Origin of the sequence: Proteiniphilum sp. UBA5463 (genome assembly GCF_002427225.1) — a bacterium.
In the GTDB taxonomy this organism is placed as follows: Bacteria; Bacteroidota; Bacteroidia; order Bacteroidales; family Dysgonomonadaceae; genus Proteiniphilum; species Proteiniphilum propionicum.
Window position 1 is genome coordinate 26076 of the sequence record NZ_DIQL01000055.1, and the last position, 20107, is coordinate 46182.

Consider the following 20107-nt stretch of genomic DNA (forward strand, 5'->3'; position numbering starts at 1 on the left):
GGTGTTCGAACAAATAGTCTCATTTTTCATCTTATGAAGATGTTTCCGGGAACTCTATTGAAACCGAAAAGAAAGAAAAAGTTGAACATATTCCAAATATCAGACTTCAAATCAAAACAAAACAGCAACAAAATAGCTGAAAAAATGGGATCTAATCCAAATAGCTGACTTCAGTCAACACTAAAACTATAACATAACGGATAGCTGAATATGAAACATTAAAAATTTGCTTATACGATGATTGCGTAAAATCGTTTGACAATAGTTATATTTGCATAAGATATAGAAATAACAATTGAGACCCGTCCAAAATGTCTTTTTCATTGCAATCGAATAAAAAAATATATACTGTGCTGAGAGCGAATCAAACTTGTCTTGAGTCACAGGGAGAACTGACCGCAGCAGAAGACCAGATTTCATTTTAAAGTAACATTCTTGGTAATAAAATCAGTATAACTGCACAGAAATAGTAACTCACTTAACTTTCGCATCTATCCAAACGATGCGTATATAAAAATAAGCTGTTTAGCTATTTTCGGGTGAGATGCCGGGGAAAGCTGATAATATGGGAAATAGACTGATCACAATACTTGGCCCTACGGCATGTGGCAAAACCACATTTGCCACACATCTGGCTTATGAGCTGGATGGTGAAATTCTGAGTGCCGATTCACGGCAGGTATACAAGCAGATGGATATCGGTACAGGCAAGGACCTCTCTGATTACATTGTTGACGGCACCCTAATACCCTATCATCTCATCGATATTCGCTATCCGGGCGACAAGTATACGCTCTACGACTATCAGCACGATTTTCATGTTGCATACCTTGATATTATATCGCGCGGTAAAAGGCCCATACTTTGCGGCGGCACCGGGCTCTATATTGAGTCTGTTCTAAAGGGATATAACCTGCCAGACGTGCCCGCCGATTCCGAATTGAGAAGATCTCTTGAAGAGAAATCGCTGAAAGAACTGGCCAGAATACTGCGAAGCTATGGCCCACTTCACAACATCACCGATACAGACACAAAAAAACGGGCTATCCGGGCGATAGAAATTGCCGATTTCAAGTCTAAACAGACAGCTTCGGCTTCCGAATTCCCGTCTGTTGATAGCATCATACTAGGACTTCATATCGACAGGAATTTGCGTCGGGAAAAAATTAGCGACCGCCTGCAGGTAAGATTACGTGAAGGCATGGTAGATGAGGTGAAAAAAATCATAAATTCAGGTGTCTCACCGGAAGATCTTATCTACTACGGGCTGGAATATAAATTTGTAACCCTATACGTGACAGGGGTTATCAGTTATGAAGAGATGTCAGGACAGCTGGAAACAGCTATTCATCAGTTTGCCAAACGGCAAATGACCTGGTTCAGGGGAATGGAACGCCGCGGATTAACTATTCACTGGATTGACGCTTCTCTTCCAATGAAAGAAAAACTATTACAAGCACATTCTTTCATTGGGAAATAAGCTTAATTGAGTTTTTCATCCCATTCATTTATTGAGTACCCCTGCTAAAAATCTCCTTCACTGCAAAAAAAATAAATTGTATGAAAATCGCCGGAATTATCGTAATTTTGCTGTCCTGATAACAAGAGCTCCTGCTGCTTCAAAAGCAACAGGATCTGCTTTTCACCAAATATACGTTTAAACAGATGATAAAAGGAGCATTTCCAGTTGAGAAATTCAAGAAACTTGACACGCCTTTCTATTATTACGATATGGAGCTGTTGAGAAACACTCTTGAGACAATAAAGAAAGAGACCGAAAATAGGCCGTTTCACATACACTACGCGGTAAAGGCTAATGCAAACCCGCGCATTATGGAAGAGATAGCTTCTTTCGGGTTTGGTGTGGACTGTGTAAGCGGAAATGAAATACTAAAGGCACTGGAGTGTGGTTTTTCTCCCGGTAAAATTGTTTTTGCCGGCGTTGGAAAGAGCGACAGGGAGATAGAGATCGGGCTCAAGCATGATATATTCTGCTTTAACGTTGAATCTATACCTGAGCTTGAGGTGCTCAATTCCCTTTCTGAAGGAAAAGGAAAAACTGCTCGTGTGGCTCTTCGCATTAACCCTAACGTTGATGCGCATACCCACAAATATATTACCACCGGTTTAGAAGAAAACAAGTTCGGCATCAACGAAAGGGATCTTCCGGAAGTGCTGAAGCTTATAAACTCCTCTCCGAATATTGAGCTCATCGGGATGCATTTCCATATAGGTTCTCAGATTACCGACCTCTCTTCGTTCGAGGATCTATGCGTTAAAGTTGAGGAGTTGCAGGAATGGTTTAACAAAAGGGGTGTAAGGCTTTCGATAATAAATGTGGGTGGAGGACTTGGAATAAATTATCATCATCCCAACCATTTCCCGATGGCTGATTTTGAGTCCTATTTCAGGTTGTTCGTAAAAAACCTGAAGCTACAAAAAGGCCAGAATCTGCACTTCGAACTGGGCCGTTCGGTAGTAGCTCCATGCGGTTCACTTATTACCCGCGTTCTTTACGTGAAGAAAGGTATTCAGAAGAAATTTCTGATAGTTGATGCCGGCATGACCGATTTAATCCGGCCAGCCTTGTATCAGGCATTTCATCATATTGAAAATATCAGCTCAGACAATGAATACACACCCTACGACGTTGTAGGCCCTATCTGTGAATCTAGTGACGTGTTCGCTGAACAGTTAATGTTGAACTGGGCAGAAAGGGGTGATCTCTTAGCCATTCGTTCTACCGGAGCATACGGAGAAACAATGGCATCACAATACAACTGCCGCGATCTTCCTGAATCCTGTTTTTCTGATACTCTTTAATTAAATTCAATGCTATAATGGATAGTATCTTTTCAGCTTTACCACATTTTTCCATGATTGAATGGATTTTGACAGGCTCACTGTTTCTTTTCTTTCTGATTCAACTCTTTTTTTATCTTTCAGTTTACAGAAAACCTTATTTATACGAGAAAAAGAGAAAAAGGAGTATCGTCCCCGACGAAGAACTGCCTGGAATCTCAGTAATAATCTCCTCAAAAAATAATTCGGAAGAGCTGGAGAAGAACCTGCCCTTTTTTTTTGAACAGGATTATCCCAATTTCGAGGTTATTGTAATAAACAGCGGCTCATCAGATGAAACTGACATGGTATTGAAAGCCGCTGAACTAAGATATCCACGCCTCTACCACACCTATGTACCTGCAGAAGCCGATGAGATAAACGAAAAAAAACTGGCGCTCACACTGGGTATCAAAGCAGCAAAAAACGACATACTCCTCTTTACGGAATCATATTGCAGGCCATGCTCCAGACTATGGATTAAGGAGTATGGGAAAGAATTCTTAGATGGAAAAGAGATTGTACTTGGATATAGCAAGCTGTTGATCCGGAAAAATGTTCACATGCGAAATTTTATAATATTCGACAACCTCATCCATCATCTGAAGTTTTTATCCATGGCCATTGCACACAGGCCATTCATGGGAATTGGCCGGAATATGGCCTATAAAAAAGAGCTTTTTTTCAAGAATAAAGGCTTTTCGCAGGTGTTGAGTATTGACGGTGGTGAGGATGATTTGTATATCAACAGGATTGCACGCAGAAGCATTACCGGTGTGGTTATTTCTCCAGAAAGCATAACTGAAACAGACAGTGTTGACAACTTTTCCACATGGAGAGCGTTAAAGTCAAAGTATTTATACACAAAACAGTTTTATGAAGGTTTCCCTTCCAGGGTATTCGGTTGTGAGACCTTCTCCAAATATGTGTTTTACACAGTATTCATAGCTGCTACGGCATTAGGTATTGTCTGGCATAACTACTTGCTTTTGCTGTTCACCTTCCTGCTCTTTGTAATCCGCTATTTAGTCCAGCTTGCAGTAATCAACAAAAATAGCCATCTCTTTCGAGCCGGAAGATATCATATAAATCTGATCTTTTTTGATATTTTTCAACCTTTCAATAATTTGCAATTCAGAAAATATGCCAACAGGAGAAACGGATTACGACGATAAACCGATCATAAAAAAGGGTCAAGCGCCATTTTGTCAGTTGAAAATTCCTTTTGATTATGGCGGATGGGGTTAAATGCGGTTAATCAATTATTGATTCAGTTAAAAGTGTTAAAAAGATAATCTTACTGATGAAAATCTGCACATTATTTGTCTTATATTTGTTGTTCTGTGATAAAAAATAAATTCAATATTACTAATATGAATACAAGTAACACTAAAAACGTAATTGCAATCGTACTGGTTGCTATTTTGAGCTCAGTAGTTACTTTACTGGGTTACAATATTATCGGCAAAAACAACAGTAGTCGTGCCGATGCATCAGGAAATGTGACATCAAAAGAAATTGGAACCTATTCAAACTCATTTAACCAAGACAAAAATGTTGTACTCACCAATCTTACAACATCAGAAGGGTATCCCGATTTCACAGAAGCTGCTTCCAGGTCGGTAAACGGTGTAGTACACGTAAAAACTACGACAATAAGCCAGCAGCAGTATATCAATCCGTTCGACTATTTCTTCGGATTTGGCGACCGCATACCTCAGCAGCGTGAACAGGTCGGTTTCGGCTCCGGCGTTATAATTTCAAAGGATGGATATATAATAACAAATAATCATGTGGTGGAGAATGCCACTGAGGTATCTGTATCTTTAAACGACAATCGTGAATTTACAGCCAAAGTGATTGGCACAGATCCGCAGAGCGACATTGCTCTGCTTAAGATAGAAGGTGAAGATTTTCCATATCTTACATTCGGCAACTCCGACGCTCTTGAGGTAGGAGAATGGGTTCTGGCCGTGGGCAACCCGTTTAACTTGACTTCTACCGTTACTGCCGGTATAGTAAGTGCTAAAAACAGAAGCAACGTTATGGGAGGAGGCAGCCTTAACATTCAATCGTTCATTCAAATTGATGCAGCCGTCAATCCAGGGAACAGCGGGGGCGCCCTTGTAAACACCAGAGGTGAGCTGGTAGGCATAAATACTGCTATTTTTTCCCAAACAGGAAATTTTGCAGGTTACGCTTTTGCCGTTCCCATCTCAATAGCTGGAAAGGTTGCAGCCGATCTTAAAGAGTATGGCACTGTACAGCGTGCGGTTTTAGGCATACAGGTTCCGAATATAGAAAACATAAGACGTCAGGACCCAGATAAAGCACGTGAGCTGTCGCAGATAAAAGGTGTTCTTGTGGAAGATTTCAGTGACCGCAGTGCCGCGAGGGCTGCAGGCATACAGAAGGGAGACGTGCTTACCGCCATCAACAATGTGCCTATCCGCAATTTTGCAGAATTACAGAGCCAGTTGAACAGATACAGGCCCGGTGACAAGATCAGTGTGACAGTCGACCGCAATGGCAAAAGCCATAGTTTTAACATAGAACTTAAAAATGATGAAGGCAGCACAGAAATTACCCGCAGTTCCGATTCAATCAGCACATTGGGCGCTACTTTCAAACCGATCCCCGATGAAAGGAAAAAACAACTGGGCATATCAAGCGGTATAGAGGTTGTAAGTGTTACAAACAGCGGGCTTTTCAGAAAAGAGGGCATCAACAAAGGGTTCATCATTATGAGAATAAACAATACTCCGGTTAACAGTGAAAGCGATATAGCCAAAATTATTGCTTCCACGAGCAACCGTCAGGATAAAGTACTGCTTGTAGCAGGTTTTTATCCGAATGGAAGAACCCAATATATTGCCATTGATCTGACTGGTAATAAATGACATAGCGTTAACGAAGGTTAATTACTGCCTTTTCAGTAACAAAACAGAGTTATTTGTGTTTTTATAGCAAAGGAGTCGGTTAAATACCATATTCCTTTGCTATATGTTTGGAATATGGTTTATATCGTAAATTAATAACAAAAATATTTTGTAACTTTGCGCTCCCTCCTTAGTTCCAATTAAAAAAATCAGACTAATAAAGATAAATGAGACAATTAAAAATTACAAAATCGATCACCAATCGCGAAAGTGCTTCTCTGGACAAATATCTTCAGGAAATAGGCCGTGAAGATCTTATAACCGTAGAAGAAGAGGTGGAATTAGCCCAGGCTATCAAGAAAGGCGATCGTCAGGCTCTTGAAAAACTCACAAAAGCCAACCTCCGTTTCGTAGTATCAGTAGCCAAGCAATACCAAAACCAGGGACTAAGCTTACCAGACCTTATAAATGAAGGCAACCTTGGCTTGATAAAAGCTGCCGAAAAATTTGACGAGACCAGGGGATTTAAGTTCATCAGTTATGCTGTATGGTGGATTCGTCAATCCATCCTGCAGGCACTGGCCGAACAATCCAGAATAGTGAGGTTACCATTGAACCAGGTGGGCTCGCTTAACAAAATAAGCAAAGCTTTTCAAAAATTTGAACAGGAAAATGAGCGCAGGCCTTCAGCAGAAGAGCTTGCTCAGGAGTTGGACCTTTCGGTTGAGAAGGTCACAGATTCCCTGAAGGTTTCGGGTCGCCATATATCCATGGATGCACCTTTTGTTGAGGGTGAAGATAACAGCTTGCTTGATGTGTTGGTTAACGATGATGCACCCATCGCTGACCGGACCCTAATCAACGAATCACTGCAAAAGGAGATAGACAGGGCTCTTTCTACTCTTACTGAGAGAGAAAGCGATATCATTAAGATGTTTTTCGGCATAGGCTGCCAGGAGATGACACTTGAAGAGATCGGTGATAAATTCCAGTTGACTCGTGAGCGCGTTCGCCAGATAAAGGAAAAAGCAATACGAAGACTAAGGCAGGACTCCAGAAGTAAACTATTGAAAAGTTACCTGGGATAAATCCTGTCTAGTGTAAAGCTCCAATAGAAAAAATAGTAAAAAAATCTATATGTAGGCTTAAATTGGTGATTTTTTACACAAAAAGGAGATTATGTGAAAATTAAGTTTTATATTTGCATTCCAAAGTTTGCCTAAGAAAGCGCAATTGTACAAGCTTTTGCTTCCATAATTGTATATTTTATGGCAAATTGTCGAACATTTTTTTAATGTGAACGTTAAACATAAACCTGATAAGGTAGTACTGAATACGGTACTGTAAATAACATACAACAAAAAATATCGAGTTATTGTAATAAAAAATGTTTAATTAGAATTTAAATTTATGAAAAAGTTTAGTTTACTTTTATTTTCTGCTCTTCTTGCTTTCAGCATAAGTGCACAAGAAGTACAAAACGTTTCTCATGGTACTGTGTATCTGAAAAACAAATCTAGTGACAATTGGTATATTGGTCTTGGAGGCGGAACTAACCTCTATAATACGAAAGCAGAACGTGATGCGGATTCAGATTTCTCAGACCGTCTTGGATGGATGGGTCAAATCGAATTCGGACGCTGGAATTCTCCTAACTGGGGTGCTCGTCTTGTTATTGATGGAGGAAACATTAAACATGAAGCTGATAATGCTCCTTTTGCTAAAAACAACTGGCTTGGCGGACATGTGGATTTAATGTACAATGTTATTAACGCTTGGGGTTCATATAATCCAGAAAGAGTTTACAGCCTGGTTCCATACTTGGGAATGGGTTATATGTACGGATTAGATGATGATTGGAAAAAGCCGAATCCTGACGGAAGCACTTTCAAGCATCAAAACCAGACATTTACTTTTAATGCTGGGTTGATCAACAATTTCCAATTGTCAAGAAATGTAGCTCTTTTCCTGGAACTTGGTTGGAGAGTTGTTCAAGACTCGTTCGACGGAATCAATAGCGAAGACTATGAATGGGACAACATGTTTACAGGAACAGCAGGTATTAAATTCGGCCTTGGCGGAAAACAGAACTTCACTCCTGCCGAATTGATGGACTACAACCTGATTAACGACCTGAACAGCCAGATCAACAGACTGCGCGCTGAAAACGAAGAACTCAGACTCAGACCAGAATCTTGTCCAGAATGTCCTGAAGTACAGCCAACAGTTATTTCAGAAGGAGTTTATGTTCCCAACGTTGTGTTCTTCCGTATCAACTCTTCCAAGATTGATAAGGGACAGCAGGTGAGCGTTTACAATACTGCTGAATATCTAAAAGCAAACGAAAATGCAAAGGTTAACATAGTTGCATACGCTGACAAACAAACAGGTACTCCTGAATACAACTTCGCACTTTCTGAAAGACGTGCAAGAGCGGTTGCCGATGCGTTAACCAACGAATACGGAATCGACAGCGATCGCATCTCTATTGACTGGAAGGGTGATACCCAACAGCCATATGCAGAAAACGACTGGAACCGTGTTGCAATTTTCTTTGTTGAGTAATTCAACAGCAACATAATAAATAAAAAAGCATCTCGGACGAGATGCTTTTTTTGTTACCTGAAACAGGTTATACTATTTAACCATGACGTTATCAGCTTGAAATGCTATTATTTTTTTATTGTTACCTGGAATGAGTTATGCTTCCCTGAATGAATGTATATAATTACTCCTTTATATAAACTCGCTTAACACGCGGAGAGATAGAGGTAAGAATCTCATAAGGAATGGTACCAATGCTTTCTGCAAGTTCAACAACGCCAAGCCCCTCACCAAACAATACAACTTCATCTCCCTCGTTGGCAGGTATATCTGTTACATCAACCATACACAGGTCCATGCACACATTTCCTACAATAGGTGCAAAATGGCCGTTTATAAGAACTTTTCCCTTACGGTTACCGAACTGTCTGTCTAGCCCGTCAGCATAACCGAAGCGTATGGTGGCAATACGTGCATCTTTGTCTAGTTTCTCCTTTCTTCCATAACCGATAGTCTCATTTGAAGGAATCTGTTTTATCTGAAGTATGGTTGTCTTAAGGGTACTTACATTTCTAAGTCCGTCAAGCCCGCTTGCGCTTACCCCGTACAATCCTATTCCTAGCCGGGCCATTTCCCAATTGTTTGCAGGAAAACGTTCCATCCCTGCAGAGTTAAGAATATGTTTGTAAAAATGATGGCCTAGTGCCTTTTCAATCTCTTCTGCAGCATTGTCGAATGTTGCCATCTGCTGATGTGTAAAATCATCGAAAACCCAACTTTCGCTGGCAGACAAATGAGAGAATACTGAGTTTACTTTCAGCCCTTTCTGGGCCTTGATGATAGCAGTCAGTTGAGGTATCTCCTCTGGGAGAAATCCCAAACGGTGCATACCTGTATCAATTTTAAGGTGTACCGGATAACCGGTGATCCCTCTTCGCTCAGACTCTCTGATAAAAGCTTCAAGAATGCGAAAATTATATATTTCCGGCTCGAGGTCATTAGAAAAGAGTTCCTCAAAACCGTTCACTTCGGGATTAAGCACTATGACAGGCAATGAAATTCCTTCGCTTCTGAGCAAAATACCCTCTTCGGCTACAGCTACCGCAAGATAGTCGCAACGGTGATACTGAAGTGTTTTGGCTATCTCCACTGCTCCTGCCCCATATCCGTTTGCCTTAACCATGCATACAAGCTTGATGCCGGGTTGCAATCGCGATTTGTAGAAATTGAAATTATGAACAACTGCATCAAGATTCACCTCCAGCATTGTTTCATGGATACGTTCCTCAATAAGCAAACTTATCTCTTCGAAATGGTATTTACGGGCACCTTTAAGAAGAATAAGCTCCTGATGAAAATCCCTCCATTCACCGGAAAGAATAAACTTTTCGGTTGTGGTATAGAACGATTTTTCGGGTATCGCAAAAAGATCGTGATTAGCATAAAGATCCTGTCCTATTCCTATTATTTTATGAACGCCGCTCTGTTCTACCATTTCAGCCACTTTTTTATATAGCGTTCTTGGCGGAACCCCGGTCTGTAGAATATCCGAAAGAATCACTGTCTTTTTCAAAGGACGGTCCATCTTTCGCTGCTGCTGAAAATCTAGAGCAATCTTGATAGAATTAATATCAGAGTTATATGCATCATTGATTACAAGGCACTCTTTCTTGCCTTTCCTAACATCAAGGCGCATGGCAACCGGCTCAAGAGTAAGCATCCTTGAGGATATTTCAATTGGTGATACATGCAGGTACAAGGCTACGGCAAGGCAATTGATGGCATTCTCTATTGATGCTTCATCTGTGAACGGGATAACAAATGATTCGTCTAAATCAAGAAATGAATAGTTGATTGCAGTTGTTTCATCTTTTTTCTTAATATCAGAAATATACAGATGCGCGTCCCTGTTTTTTCTGGACCAAGAAAAAGCCTTCTGAGAGAGCACCATCAGGTCTACGCAACGCGACACCAATTCATTGTCTTCATCATAAATAAACACATCGCAATTGGTAAAAAGCTCAAGCTTCTCCATACATTTGTGCTGTAGAGAAGTAAAATTTTCCTGATGCGCTTCTCCTATCTTTGTCAACACACCTATAGTAGGCTTGATAACCGGTTCCAGCAGTTCCATCTCATCAGGCATAGATATCCCGGCTTCAAAAATGCCAAGTCCAGCCTCTTTATCCAGTTGCCAAACAGATAATGGCACACCTACTTGTGAGTTGTAGCTCCTTGGTGAGCGTACAATATTGTAATTTTTTTCCAACAGTTGATAAAGCCACTCTTTCACTATAGTTTTTCCGTTACTTCCTGTAATACCTATAACAGGTATGTCGAACCGGGATCTGTGATACGCTGCAATCTTCTGTAGTGCCCGTAAGCTGTTTTTCACCTGCAGAAAATTTGCATCAGTAAAATTGTCCCATTCATCCAGATGTTTTGAAACGACAAAATTACGTACACCTGAATCATACAGCTCCCTGACGAAAGCATGAGCATCATTGTTTTTAGTTACAAGTGCAAAAAAAAGTGTTTCAGAAGGATGTGTCAGTTTTCTGCTATCGGTAAGAAGTACTGAAATTCCGGCTGGATGCAACTTATCGTGCGACACGTTCAGTATAGAAGCTATTTGTTGAATTTTATAAGTCATGATCTGTATAATTTTTCTTTTAATAGAGCCCTCTCTTCTTCGCATTCGATCTCAGGATGACGATCTGAAAAAAGCTCCAGTTTTTGTAATGTCTGTTCTAAAAACATCTTATATGATCTGGCAGTGGGATGCAAGGGCCGATGGAAAATTGCCTTTCTTATCTGCTCCCACTCTCTGTTCACTTCGCGTGTCTCGCAAGAGAAAAAAGCCTCAGCAAAAAGATGCCAGATATAGTCTATCGCAAAAGGTGACGGATGGATCATGTCATCTTCATAAAACCTATAATCCCGTAGTTCATCTATCATCACCTCATAAGCTGGAAAATAGTACACACTACCAGCGAAGCCATTCCTAAGAGAGTCAACAGCCAAATGCAAAATGGATTTGCTGACCTGGTTCTCATGTGCACCATCTTTCCAGTGTCGCACGGGGCTAACGGTAAAAATAAATTTTGAATCGGGATTGATGGATAAAATTTGAGTAATAACTTCGTTCCACTCTTCCACAATCTCCTCTACCTGAAGGCGGGACCTCTGAAATCTGCACGCAGGAAATTTATGGCAGTTACTCACGAGCATACCATTATCTTTCCATTTGTATATATAGGCAGTTCCAAAAGTGATCAGGAAGAGCCCTGCATTACGAATAATGCCTGCTGCTCTCTCAAATCGCTCCATGATTTTTTCAAGGCACACTTGTTTATCCGTATCTGAAAAATGGCCGTGATGCATGAAGCTGTGATACATGCCATTATAGCAAACAAGGTCTCTCTCAGAAAAATGTTCACCCGAGATCAATCTTTTTATCGAATTGGAAACAGAAAACGGATTATACAAAATACCGAACGGATTTACATCTGCCTTAAACTTATTCTGTAAAAGCTTAATGCCGATATTTTCAGAAAAACAGGATCCGAAAAGCATCAATTCTGTAGAATGCTTTATGAAGATATCCGGTTCCGTGATCTGTATGCGTGTTCTAAAATCCATATTGGAGCATTTTCAGTACAAAATTAACAATAAACCGGTCAATCAGATCAATCTAACAGTTTATAATTTGTAAAAAAGGAAAAGAAGATATCAAAAAAGGTAAGGAGAAGTGTATTAAAAAGGAATGGTTGTCTCACGACAACCAATCTTCATTGTTAACCTTAAATCTAATACCATGAAAAACACGATGCAAATGTAAGCCTTTTTGTGTTATAAAACATACTTTACAGGGGAAAAAAAATTACATTTTGCACATTTTAACCAAAAAGGAGTGTTTTATTTAGTTTTAAAACGGATTTTTAGTTTATTATTCAATCCAAAGTACAATTATTTCAACTTTGCGGTCATCTACAAATGGTGCTCTCACGCTCTAAAGACTGCCATTCGTACCATTTAATCTACCGTTTGTACCAACAAAACCTGACAATGACACCATATAACGCACCATTTCTAACACCCAACCTGACATTGGTGCTCACAAATTCATAATTTGACATTGGTACCATTTAATCTACCCGAAGGACCAATCCTTTCAGATACTCTCCTTCGGGATGATATATATTTATGGGATGGTCTGCTGGCTGGGTAAGTTGATGCAGGATACGCACTTTCCGTCCAGATATAGCTGCAGCGGAGAACACAGCCAGGCGGAACTGCTCTTTCGTAATTACCTGCGAGCAGGAGAATGTAAAAACAATTCCTCCGGGGGCTATTTTCTCCAGTGCAGAAAGATTCAGCTTTTTATATCCCTGCAAAGCGTTATTTACAGCTCCCCGATGTTTTGCAAAAGCTGGAGGATCCAGCACAATAAGGTCGTATTCGCCATTCTTAATTTGTTTCAGATACTTAAAGGCATCGGCAGCACATGAGTTATGACGCCTATCATCACCAAAATTTAAAGAGACATTCTTGCCGGTAAGCGATACCGCTTTTGAAGAGCTGTCCACGGAGTCAACTTTTACTGCCCCTCCCCTTAAAGCGTAAACCGAGAAGCCCCCTGTATAGCAGAACATGTTTAACAGGGTCCTGTTTTTTGAGTACTGCTCCAGTAGATTCCGGTTTTCGCGCTGATCAATGAAAAAACCGGTTTTCTGTCCTTTGAGCCAGTCTATATGAAATTTCAATCCATTCTCCATTGCAGTATCGCTTACATCCTCACCTCCTGACAAATACCTGTCCTCCGGATATAATCCGGCTTTGTAAGGCAGTGTCCCTTCTGACTTGTAGAATATATTTTTCAGCGTACCTGAAGGCATAACCTGATTTAAAGCATCCGTGATGAGGCCAATATCTCTGTGTATCCCTACAGAATGTGCCTGAACTACTGCAGTATTGCCATAAATATCTATTATAAGCCCGGGGAGGTGGTCACCCTCTCCATGCACCAGCCTGAAAGTGTTGTTATCAGACCTTATCAGGTTCAATTCTCTTCTAATCATGAAAGCATTTTCCAGCCTGCCCATGTAAAACTGCTCATTTATCTGCTCATCATTAAATGATAACATGCGCACTGCAATACTGCCTATCTGATAATGCCCCACTCCCATGCTGCTTCCATCTGATGCCAATACCCGAACCACCTCTCCTTCTTCCAGTCCGATTGGCTTACTGCCAATTGCTCCTGAAAAGATCCATGGGTGAAAGCGTTTTAGCGACTCCTCCTTACCTGGACGCAGAACAATTTCCTTGTAACTATTCATTGATATATGCCGGTTAAATGTTTATAAATCCTGAGGCATGCCCAGGAATCTAAAGCAGCATATGACTGCTGGGCAGGTTTAAGTATTGAAGCTTCCCAGTTCGATAAGCGCTGGTTTTTGGAGATTTTTTTACCAAATAATATCGCGTATATCTTCTGCAGGCTGTTATCTTCAATCCCGAATTTATCCACGAAAACCTGCAGGTCAATAAAATTCACAGGTTTACGTACTGAACGTTTACGAATTGCGGCAAAGTCGTCACGCAACGAAAGGCCTATCTTTTTGATCCCCGGATCGCTCATTATCGACACAAGCTCATCGGGATAGCCTATTTTGTTAAGACGAAATAGGAAACACTCCTCTTCAGTTGCAAGTTGCATCAGCGCCACATTATTCACCTGTCCACGTCTGAACGACGGCTTGGTTTCAGTATCAAACCCAAGCTCATTCATTTTGGAGAGATACTCACAAGCTTTCTTCGAATCCCCTTCATTATCGATAACGAATATTTTTCCCTCGAACTTCTCTATCGGTAATTCAGCCAACTGTTCCTTTGATATAGTCAATCCCACAACTCTTCCCCCATTAAATTCCCTTCTTCACCCGGCAACTCCATTTCCTTTATTTTCAGCGCATGCAGCGGCCTCAACACATTAACCAGCTTTTGACCCCAAAAAATATTAAAGTTCTCCCTGCATAAATACAACGCACTATACATCTGTTCCGTAAGCTCAAGCTGATATACAGATACAAAATTCCTTATGTCCTGGTAAATATCAGCAACATTTTCTGAGATAAAAGCTGAAACAGGTGTGTCACTATACTTCATATCATCCACAAAAACATCCAGGTAAACATTTTCCTCACCCATTATATTCGCCACCGAGCTTGCCACTCTGTTATAATCCTCTTCACGTACGAATGTGGCCGGGAGGTCTTCATCAGAAGATATTACATCTGGCAACAATAACGCTTTCACATATAGAATTGGCAGAATCTTAAGCATCCGATCCACCCACTTGCTGCGAGGCATCTTCTCTTCATTCTCAAGAAAAGCACAGAATTCCACGGCAACAGTAACGAAGTCGATAACACTCCTGTCAAAAACAATTTTACCTCTGTCAGGACTCTCCATAATTTCATCTTTCATACACAATTCTTGTCCTTTTAACGGACAAAAGTACACAATATTTTCGATAATGATATGCCTGATTTTCGATAATGATAGGTATTATCTTCGATAATAACAACCGGGATTTTCTGATACGAGATGCTTGGGCGTCGTCCTTAACAGGGTCAACAATCTGGTCGGAAATCAAAAATGATGCTATAATCTTGTCTTTTTCAAAAGATTCCGTTATCTTGCACTCCATAAAAAATGTTTTAAGCCGTACAAAACATCAATCAGGCAAAGGTCGATATTGAATATCTGCTCAAAAGGGGCTTTTATGCTTAAAGTGACATATCTCAGAGGTAATATTATGGAATTGAGGATTTAATAGCCCTTCGATGCTTTATAGGTACGAAGCAGTACGGAAGTGATAGCAGAAGCAGTGGATTAAACAACTAACTTCACAAAACTATGAAAAAGAACGAACAGCCATTAAAAATGAAACATGCAATTCATCTGTTACCTTTGTCATTAATTGTTACAGGTATTATAACATGCTTTCTGAGCGCTACAATCTCGCTAACCTATTGGGATTTTCTGGGACTGATAATCATTGTAGCCCTTGCATCACTGATAACAGGAGCTGTTTTGGGTTTTATCTTCGGGATACCCCGTCTCAACAGGGACTACAACCCTGGGGAAAATTACGGCAGAGACACCAAATACAACCCGAACACCAATCTCGAAGATGTATCTGACTGGCTAACCAAGATTATCTTGGGGGTCACTCTCACCCAACTGGGCAAGATACCGGGTTATCTTCAAAGTATTGCAGACTATATACTGGTGAATGCCGACTGCGAAAACCTAAATTGTGATTTTGCAAGGCCCATAATGATTGCGGTTCTTATCTATTTTTTTGTTGCCGGATTTATTTCAGGATACTTTTACACAAGACTTTACCTCCCAAGCCTTTTCTCCATCATGGAAGATAACAGACTACAAAAGGCTGAGATTGCCATATGGAGAGAGGGAGCAAATAATGAGATTTCTCAAAAATCGGAAACCGATGCAAGGCTGAAAATCGAATTATTAAGTAAGGATGAAATACTGATACTGAAAAAAATTAAAGGTGAAGGGAACAGGTTCAATACTCATCAGCGTATGAACATTCGTGAGAGGGCTGCACTAAATGTATTGCTGGCAAAGGGAATAGTTGAAGCAGACAATAAGGGTTCGTTAGATAAAGATGGAACTGTTAATTTAAGAATAGTTGACGAAGATTTCATTAAAGAAATGGATTGATTTGAACAGCATTCCAACGAAATTGTTATTATTTTTGGGGGAGTTTAACTCACACGTTTATCGATGCGATACGTAGATAGCTATTTGAGATGTTATGGCGTTTCGCTGGTCAGCGGCCACGCGTGAAAATTAATTTTACCTTTTCAATGAACTATTCTTCTGTAAATATTACCTGCTGATCAATCAAGCGACAACACATTAATATGAACTATTCTACCACAAAAGTTACAGATGTAAAAGTTGAATAAAGAGTTCTATGATTATAAATTATCGTCTTTATGAAACTAATAGGATTCGGGTTGACATATAAGAGCCTATATGAAGTCTTTGAAAAAAAATAGCTTTAATCGTATGAAACCTCCAAAATTAGGGAAACAGTCATTATTGCAGGATAATCATAACCGGGAGACCTCTTTTAGTAAGTTTCCAGAAGAGATTTATGACAAGCAGGGTGATGATAATCCCATGTACACGGGCAGGCACCTGTTAATTCTCAAAGAGGGAGCTAAAAGTATAGCGAGAGTCACTAGCTTCTTAAAGTCAGAGTGGGCCCTTTCAGTTGCAAATACCGCAGACTTCGTAACTAAGCCCCCTAACGAAAGTAATATAAAAGATGCGGATGCTCTGGTTTTTAATGATTTAGGCATAGCCCTTCTGGGGATTGAAGATGACCGGATTAAACGGCTTCAGGTAGCCAAAGCATCGGCAGATTATATTATTGAACAGGAAAAAGTGGTCTATCTGCCCGACGATATTACTGTTGACACAGATATTATATCGGCATGGGGTGTAGAGGCTATTGAAGCACTTAAATCACAGTACAGCGGGGAGGGCATAAAGGTTGCGGTACTGGATACCGGCTTTGATACAGGCCATCCCGATTTTGAAGGTAGGAGTGTCACTGCCAGCTCTTTTGTCCCCGATGAGTCAATTAACGACTTTCACGGACATGGGACTCACTGTATTGGGACAGCATGCGGATCTGTAGATCAGAACGGATTGCGATACGGGGTAGCCACAAAATCGCATATCTATGCGGGAAAAGTATTGAGTAATCAAGGGAGCGGTGCCCAGTCGTGGGTCCTTAACGGAATGACATGGGCAGCCAACGGTGGATGCAAGGTGATATCCATGTCGCTGGGATCGAAGGTAGACCCCGGTCAGGCATACGACATAGCGTATGAGAGAGCTGCCCTTTTTGCTCAATCAAAAGGTGCAATTGTAGTTGCTGCTGCAGGCAATGAGAGCAGACGTTCAAAAAACAAGTTCAGCCCTGTGGGAAGTCCGGCCGATTGTCCCTCCATCCTCGCAATTGCCGCTTTGGATTCGAAGTTGAATGTTGCCGATTTTTCAAACAGGGCTATCAATCCAACCGGATTGGTTGATATTGCAGCTCCCGGTGTGGCAATCTATTCTTCATGGCGAATGCCTGTAAGGTATCGCACTATCTCTGGAACCAGCATGGCCACTCCTCATGTTGCAGGAATCATGGCTCTTCTATTTGAGAAATATCCAGGCGCAACGGCTCAGAATATCGAGAATGAATTCAGGAAATTGGCCAGAAGCCTTCCTTTATCATCGGAGGATGTGGGTGATGGGTTATCCATTGCACCTTAAGGCCAGATAAATTTATTAAAATGAGGCATATCGTAATTACAATATCTGAATATTATTTAGACCGGCTTAACTCATTGGCCGAGAGCTTGCGTGAAGAAGGCTTAACCATCACCCGGTTATATGAGTTCGGTGTAATAATAGGTTTTGCCGAGGATGAGTCGATCATGAGAATTCGCAATCATGAAGGGATAGTCTCATTAACAGAAGAAAAACAGATAGATATTCCACCACCTGATTCTGATATTCAATGACAGCTGACACGGTAAGGTACTCCCAGGAATAATTATAAATTTATGAACTTTCGCATGCATCCATGCTAAGTATATATAGATATATGATATCACGGTATTTTTCGGGGTGCCCGTTGCATGCTTCCCCGATTCTTCTCTCTCATTGGCCACGCCTTTAACGGTCGCGTACAGGTATGAGCTGTAAAACACAACTTTTAAAAGTGAACTGGAGCATTTAAGAATACAAACTGTATGAAAGTATGTACCATAAAACATCGCCTTTAAAAATATTTAGCTATAAACGCAACATGGCTGTGAGTCTAATTAATTTGAGCCAATCCTGATATTTCCGACATGTTTGTTTGACAGATAACAAAATCTATTCACGAGCAAAAAAACAACTAAACATTTTGTGAATCCGTTTGAAAATAATATCTTTGCACACGTAAAGGACGAGGGAAGCAGGAAACACCGCTTCCTTTTTTGTTCATGAAAGGGATATGATTGAAAAAAAGGTGATAATCGGCCTCACCGGAGAGTATTTGAAGAATTCAGCAAATTATCTGGTGGATGTAATAGTGGGCGCAGACAATTCCATCACAGTTGAGATTGACAACGATCTGGGTGTGGATATTGATGACTGCGCTGATCTAAGCAGACACCTTGAGTCGAGGCTCAATCGCGATACAGAAGATTATGAGCTGACTGTAACATCGGCCGGACTCACCTCACCCTTCAAAATACTGCGTCAGTACAAAAAGTTTGAAGGGAAAGAGATTGAGGTCCTAAGCAAAAAAGGGCAAAAGCTTACGGGAGTGCTCAAATCGTCTGATGATGACGGCTTCACGCTATCGATCATTAAAAAGATTAAGCCCGAAGGCGCCAAACGTAAAATTGAAGTGGAAGAAGATATCCGCTTCGCATTCAATGAAGTAAAATATTCAAAATATCTTATACGATTCAAATAATATATGGGTAAGAAGAAAGAAACCATCAGTCTCATCGATACTTTTTCAGAATTCAACGAATTGAAAAATATCGATAAAGCCACACTGATAAGTGTACTGGAAGAGTCGTTCCGCAATGTGATCTCCAAAAGCAGCGGTACTGATGAGAACTACGATATCATCATTAACCCCGACAAAGGCGACCTCGAGATATGGCGCAACCGTGTGATAGTGGAAGACGATGAACTGGAGGATCCCAACCGTGAGATTACCCTTTCGGAAGCATTGAAGATAGACGAAGATTTTGAAGTGGGAGAAGAGGTTACAGATGAGGTGTCTCTCGATCATTTTGGACGCCGCACCATTCTCAACCTTCGACAGACACTTGCCTCCAAAATACTGGAACTGGAAAAAGACAATCTCTATAATAAGTATAAAGAAAAGGTGGGCGAAATTGTCTCAGGTGAAGTTTATCAGGTATGGAAAAAGGAGTTATTGCTTCTGGATGATGAGCACAACGAACTTATCATGCCCAAAACCGAACAGATACCAAGTGATTTCTTCCGAAAGGGAGAGCATGCCCGTGCTGTGGTTGCACGTGTAGAGAATAAGAACAACAATCCCAGGATTATTCTCTCACGCATATCACCTGTGTTTTTGGAACGTCTGTTCGAACAGGAGATACCTGAGATAGCTGACGGCCTTATAACTATAAAAGGTATTGCCCGCATCCCCGGAGAACGTGCTAAAGTAGCTGTTGAGGCTTACGACGACCGCATCGATCCTGTCGGGGCCTGCGTGGGAATGAAAGGATTCCGTATTCACGGTATCGTACGTGAGCTTCGCAACGAGAATATCGATGTGATCAACTTTACAAACAATACCACGCTATACATTCAAAGAGCGTTAAGCCCTGCAAGGATCAACTCTATTACCATTAAAGAAGAAGAGCGCCGTGCCGAAGTTTTCCTCAACCCTGAGGAGGTATCTCTGGCAATTGGAAAAGGAGGTGCCAACATTAAACTGGCATCAATGCTTACTGGTTATAATATAGAGGTATTCCGTGATATAGAGGGAGTGGACGAAGAAGACATCTATCTTGATGAATTCCGTGACGAAATTGATGGCTGGGTTATAGATCAGCTGAAAAAGATAGGATGTTCCACTGCCAAGAATGTACTTGCAATGAATCGTGAAAAGCTCATCAAGGAAGCCGATCTGGAAGAGAGTACAGTTGATGAAATACTAGCTATCTTGCGCTATGAGTTTGAAGATGAAGATGATTTGGATG

At 40.8% G+C, this 20107-nt stretch carries 16 protein-coding genes; 11 read left to right on the forward strand and 5 right to left on the reverse strand.

Going from position 1 to position 20107, the window contains the following annotated elements:
• Positions 1-565: 565 nt before the first annotated feature.
• The 6 genes from miaA (at position 566) to B3B27_RS09555 (ending at position 8285) form a co-directional block, all read left to right on the forward strand.
• Positions 566-1480: a tRNA (adenosine(37)-N6)-dimethylallyltransferase MiaA gene (gene miaA / locus B3B27_RS09530; RefSeq protein WP_286832588.1), complete on the forward strand. Its 915-nt coding sequence runs from the start codon at positions 566-568 to the stop codon at positions 1478-1480.
• A 185-nt stretch (positions 1481-1665) separates the two neighbouring features.
• Complete coding sequence (gene lysA / locus B3B27_RS09535) at positions 1666-2823, forward strand: diaminopimelate decarboxylase (protein ID WP_238867676.1); 1158 nt, start codon at positions 1666-1668, stop codon at positions 2821-2823.
• 17 nt (positions 2824-2840) lie between these two features.
• Positions 2841-4016: a glycosyltransferase gene (locus tag B3B27_RS09540; RefSeq protein ID WP_238867677.1), complete on the forward strand. Its 1176-nt coding sequence runs from the start codon at positions 2841-2843 to the stop codon at positions 4014-4016.
• Positions 4017-4214: 198 nt separating this feature from the next.
• Entirely contained in the window at positions 4215-5741 is a 1527-nt protein-coding gene (locus tag B3B27_RS09545) for a Do family serine endopeptidase (protein ID WP_238867678.1), read from the forward strand.
• A 206-nt stretch (positions 5742-5947) separates the two neighbouring features.
• Positions 5948-6808 carry a sigma-70 family RNA polymerase sigma factor gene (locus tag B3B27_RS09550; RefSeq protein ID WP_238867679.1) on the forward strand — a complete coding sequence of 287 codons (861 nt, stop codon included), beginning with the start codon at positions 5948-5950 and terminating at the stop codon, positions 6806-6808.
• A 322-nt stretch (positions 6809-7130) separates the two neighbouring features.
• Complete coding sequence (locus tag B3B27_RS09555) at positions 7131-8285, forward strand: OmpA family protein (RefSeq protein WP_238867680.1); 1155 nt, start codon at positions 7131-7133, stop codon at positions 8283-8285.
• A 163-nt stretch (positions 8286-8448) separates the two neighbouring features.
• Here B3B27_RS09555 and B3B27_RS09560 read toward each other — a convergent pair whose 3' ends face one another.
• From B3B27_RS09560 to B3B27_RS09580, 5 genes are all read right to left on the reverse strand, one after another.
• A complete protein-coding gene (locus tag B3B27_RS09560) occupies positions 8449-10917 on the reverse strand; it encodes a bifunctional UDP-N-acetylmuramoyl-tripeptide:D-alanyl-D-alanine ligase/alanine racemase (RefSeq protein ID WP_238867681.1) in 2469 nt (822 codons plus the stop codon).
• A complete protein-coding gene (locus B3B27_RS09565; protein ID WP_238867682.1) occupies positions 10914-11906 on the reverse strand; it encodes a GSCFA domain-containing protein in 993 nt (330 codons plus the stop codon). The genes B3B27_RS09560 and B3B27_RS09565 overlap by 4 nt, the downstream gene beginning before the upstream one ends.
• A gap of 506 nt (positions 11907-12412) precedes the next feature.
• On the reverse strand, positions 12413-13606 hold the full coding sequence (locus B3B27_RS09570; protein ID WP_286847335.1) for a class I SAM-dependent rRNA methyltransferase: 1194 nt from the start codon (positions 13604-13606) through the stop codon (positions 12413-12415).
• Positions 13603-14151 (reverse strand): 3'-5' exonuclease, encoded by a 549-nt coding sequence (locus tag B3B27_RS09575; RefSeq protein ID WP_414703073.1) that lies wholly within the window; start codon positions 14149-14151, stop codon positions 13603-13605. The genes B3B27_RS09570 and B3B27_RS09575 overlap by 4 nt, the downstream gene beginning before the upstream one ends.
• Before the next feature lie 17 nt (positions 14152-14168).
• The gene (locus tag B3B27_RS09580) at positions 14169-14756 is read right to left on the reverse strand and encodes a DUF5063 domain-containing protein (RefSeq protein ID WP_238867685.1); all 588 of its coding nucleotides are present in this window, start codon (positions 14754-14756) and stop codon (positions 14169-14171) included.
• A gap of 432 nt (positions 14757-15188) precedes the next feature.
• On the opposite strand from B3B27_RS09580, the gene B3B27_RS09585 reads away from it, so the two are divergent.
• The 5 genes from B3B27_RS09585 to nusA form a co-directional block, all read left to right on the forward strand.
• Positions 15189-16022, forward strand: coding sequence for a hypothetical protein (locus B3B27_RS09585; RefSeq protein WP_286834521.1), 834 nt, complete (start codon positions 15189-15191; stop codon positions 16020-16022).
• A gap of 351 nt (positions 16023-16373) precedes the next feature.
• Entirely contained in the window at positions 16374-17639 is a 1266-nt protein-coding gene (locus tag B3B27_RS09590; RefSeq protein ID WP_286847337.1) for a S8 family peptidase, read from the forward strand.
• Positions 17640-17659: 20 nt separating this feature from the next.
• Positions 17660-17890 (forward strand): hypothetical protein, encoded by a 231-nt coding sequence (locus B3B27_RS09595; RefSeq protein WP_238867688.1) that lies wholly within the window; start codon positions 17660-17662, stop codon positions 17888-17890.
• 479 nt (positions 17891-18369) lie between these two features.
• Entirely contained in the window at positions 18370-18837 is a 468-nt protein-coding gene (gene rimP, locus B3B27_RS09600) for a ribosome assembly cofactor RimP (RefSeq protein ID WP_238867689.1), read from the forward strand.
• A 3-nt stretch (positions 18838-18840) separates the two neighbouring features.
• Positions 18841-20107, forward strand: a 1267-nt coding sequence (nusA, locus tag B3B27_RS09605; protein ID WP_286834515.1) for a transcription termination factor NusA, incomplete at its 3' end; no start/stop codon positions are given.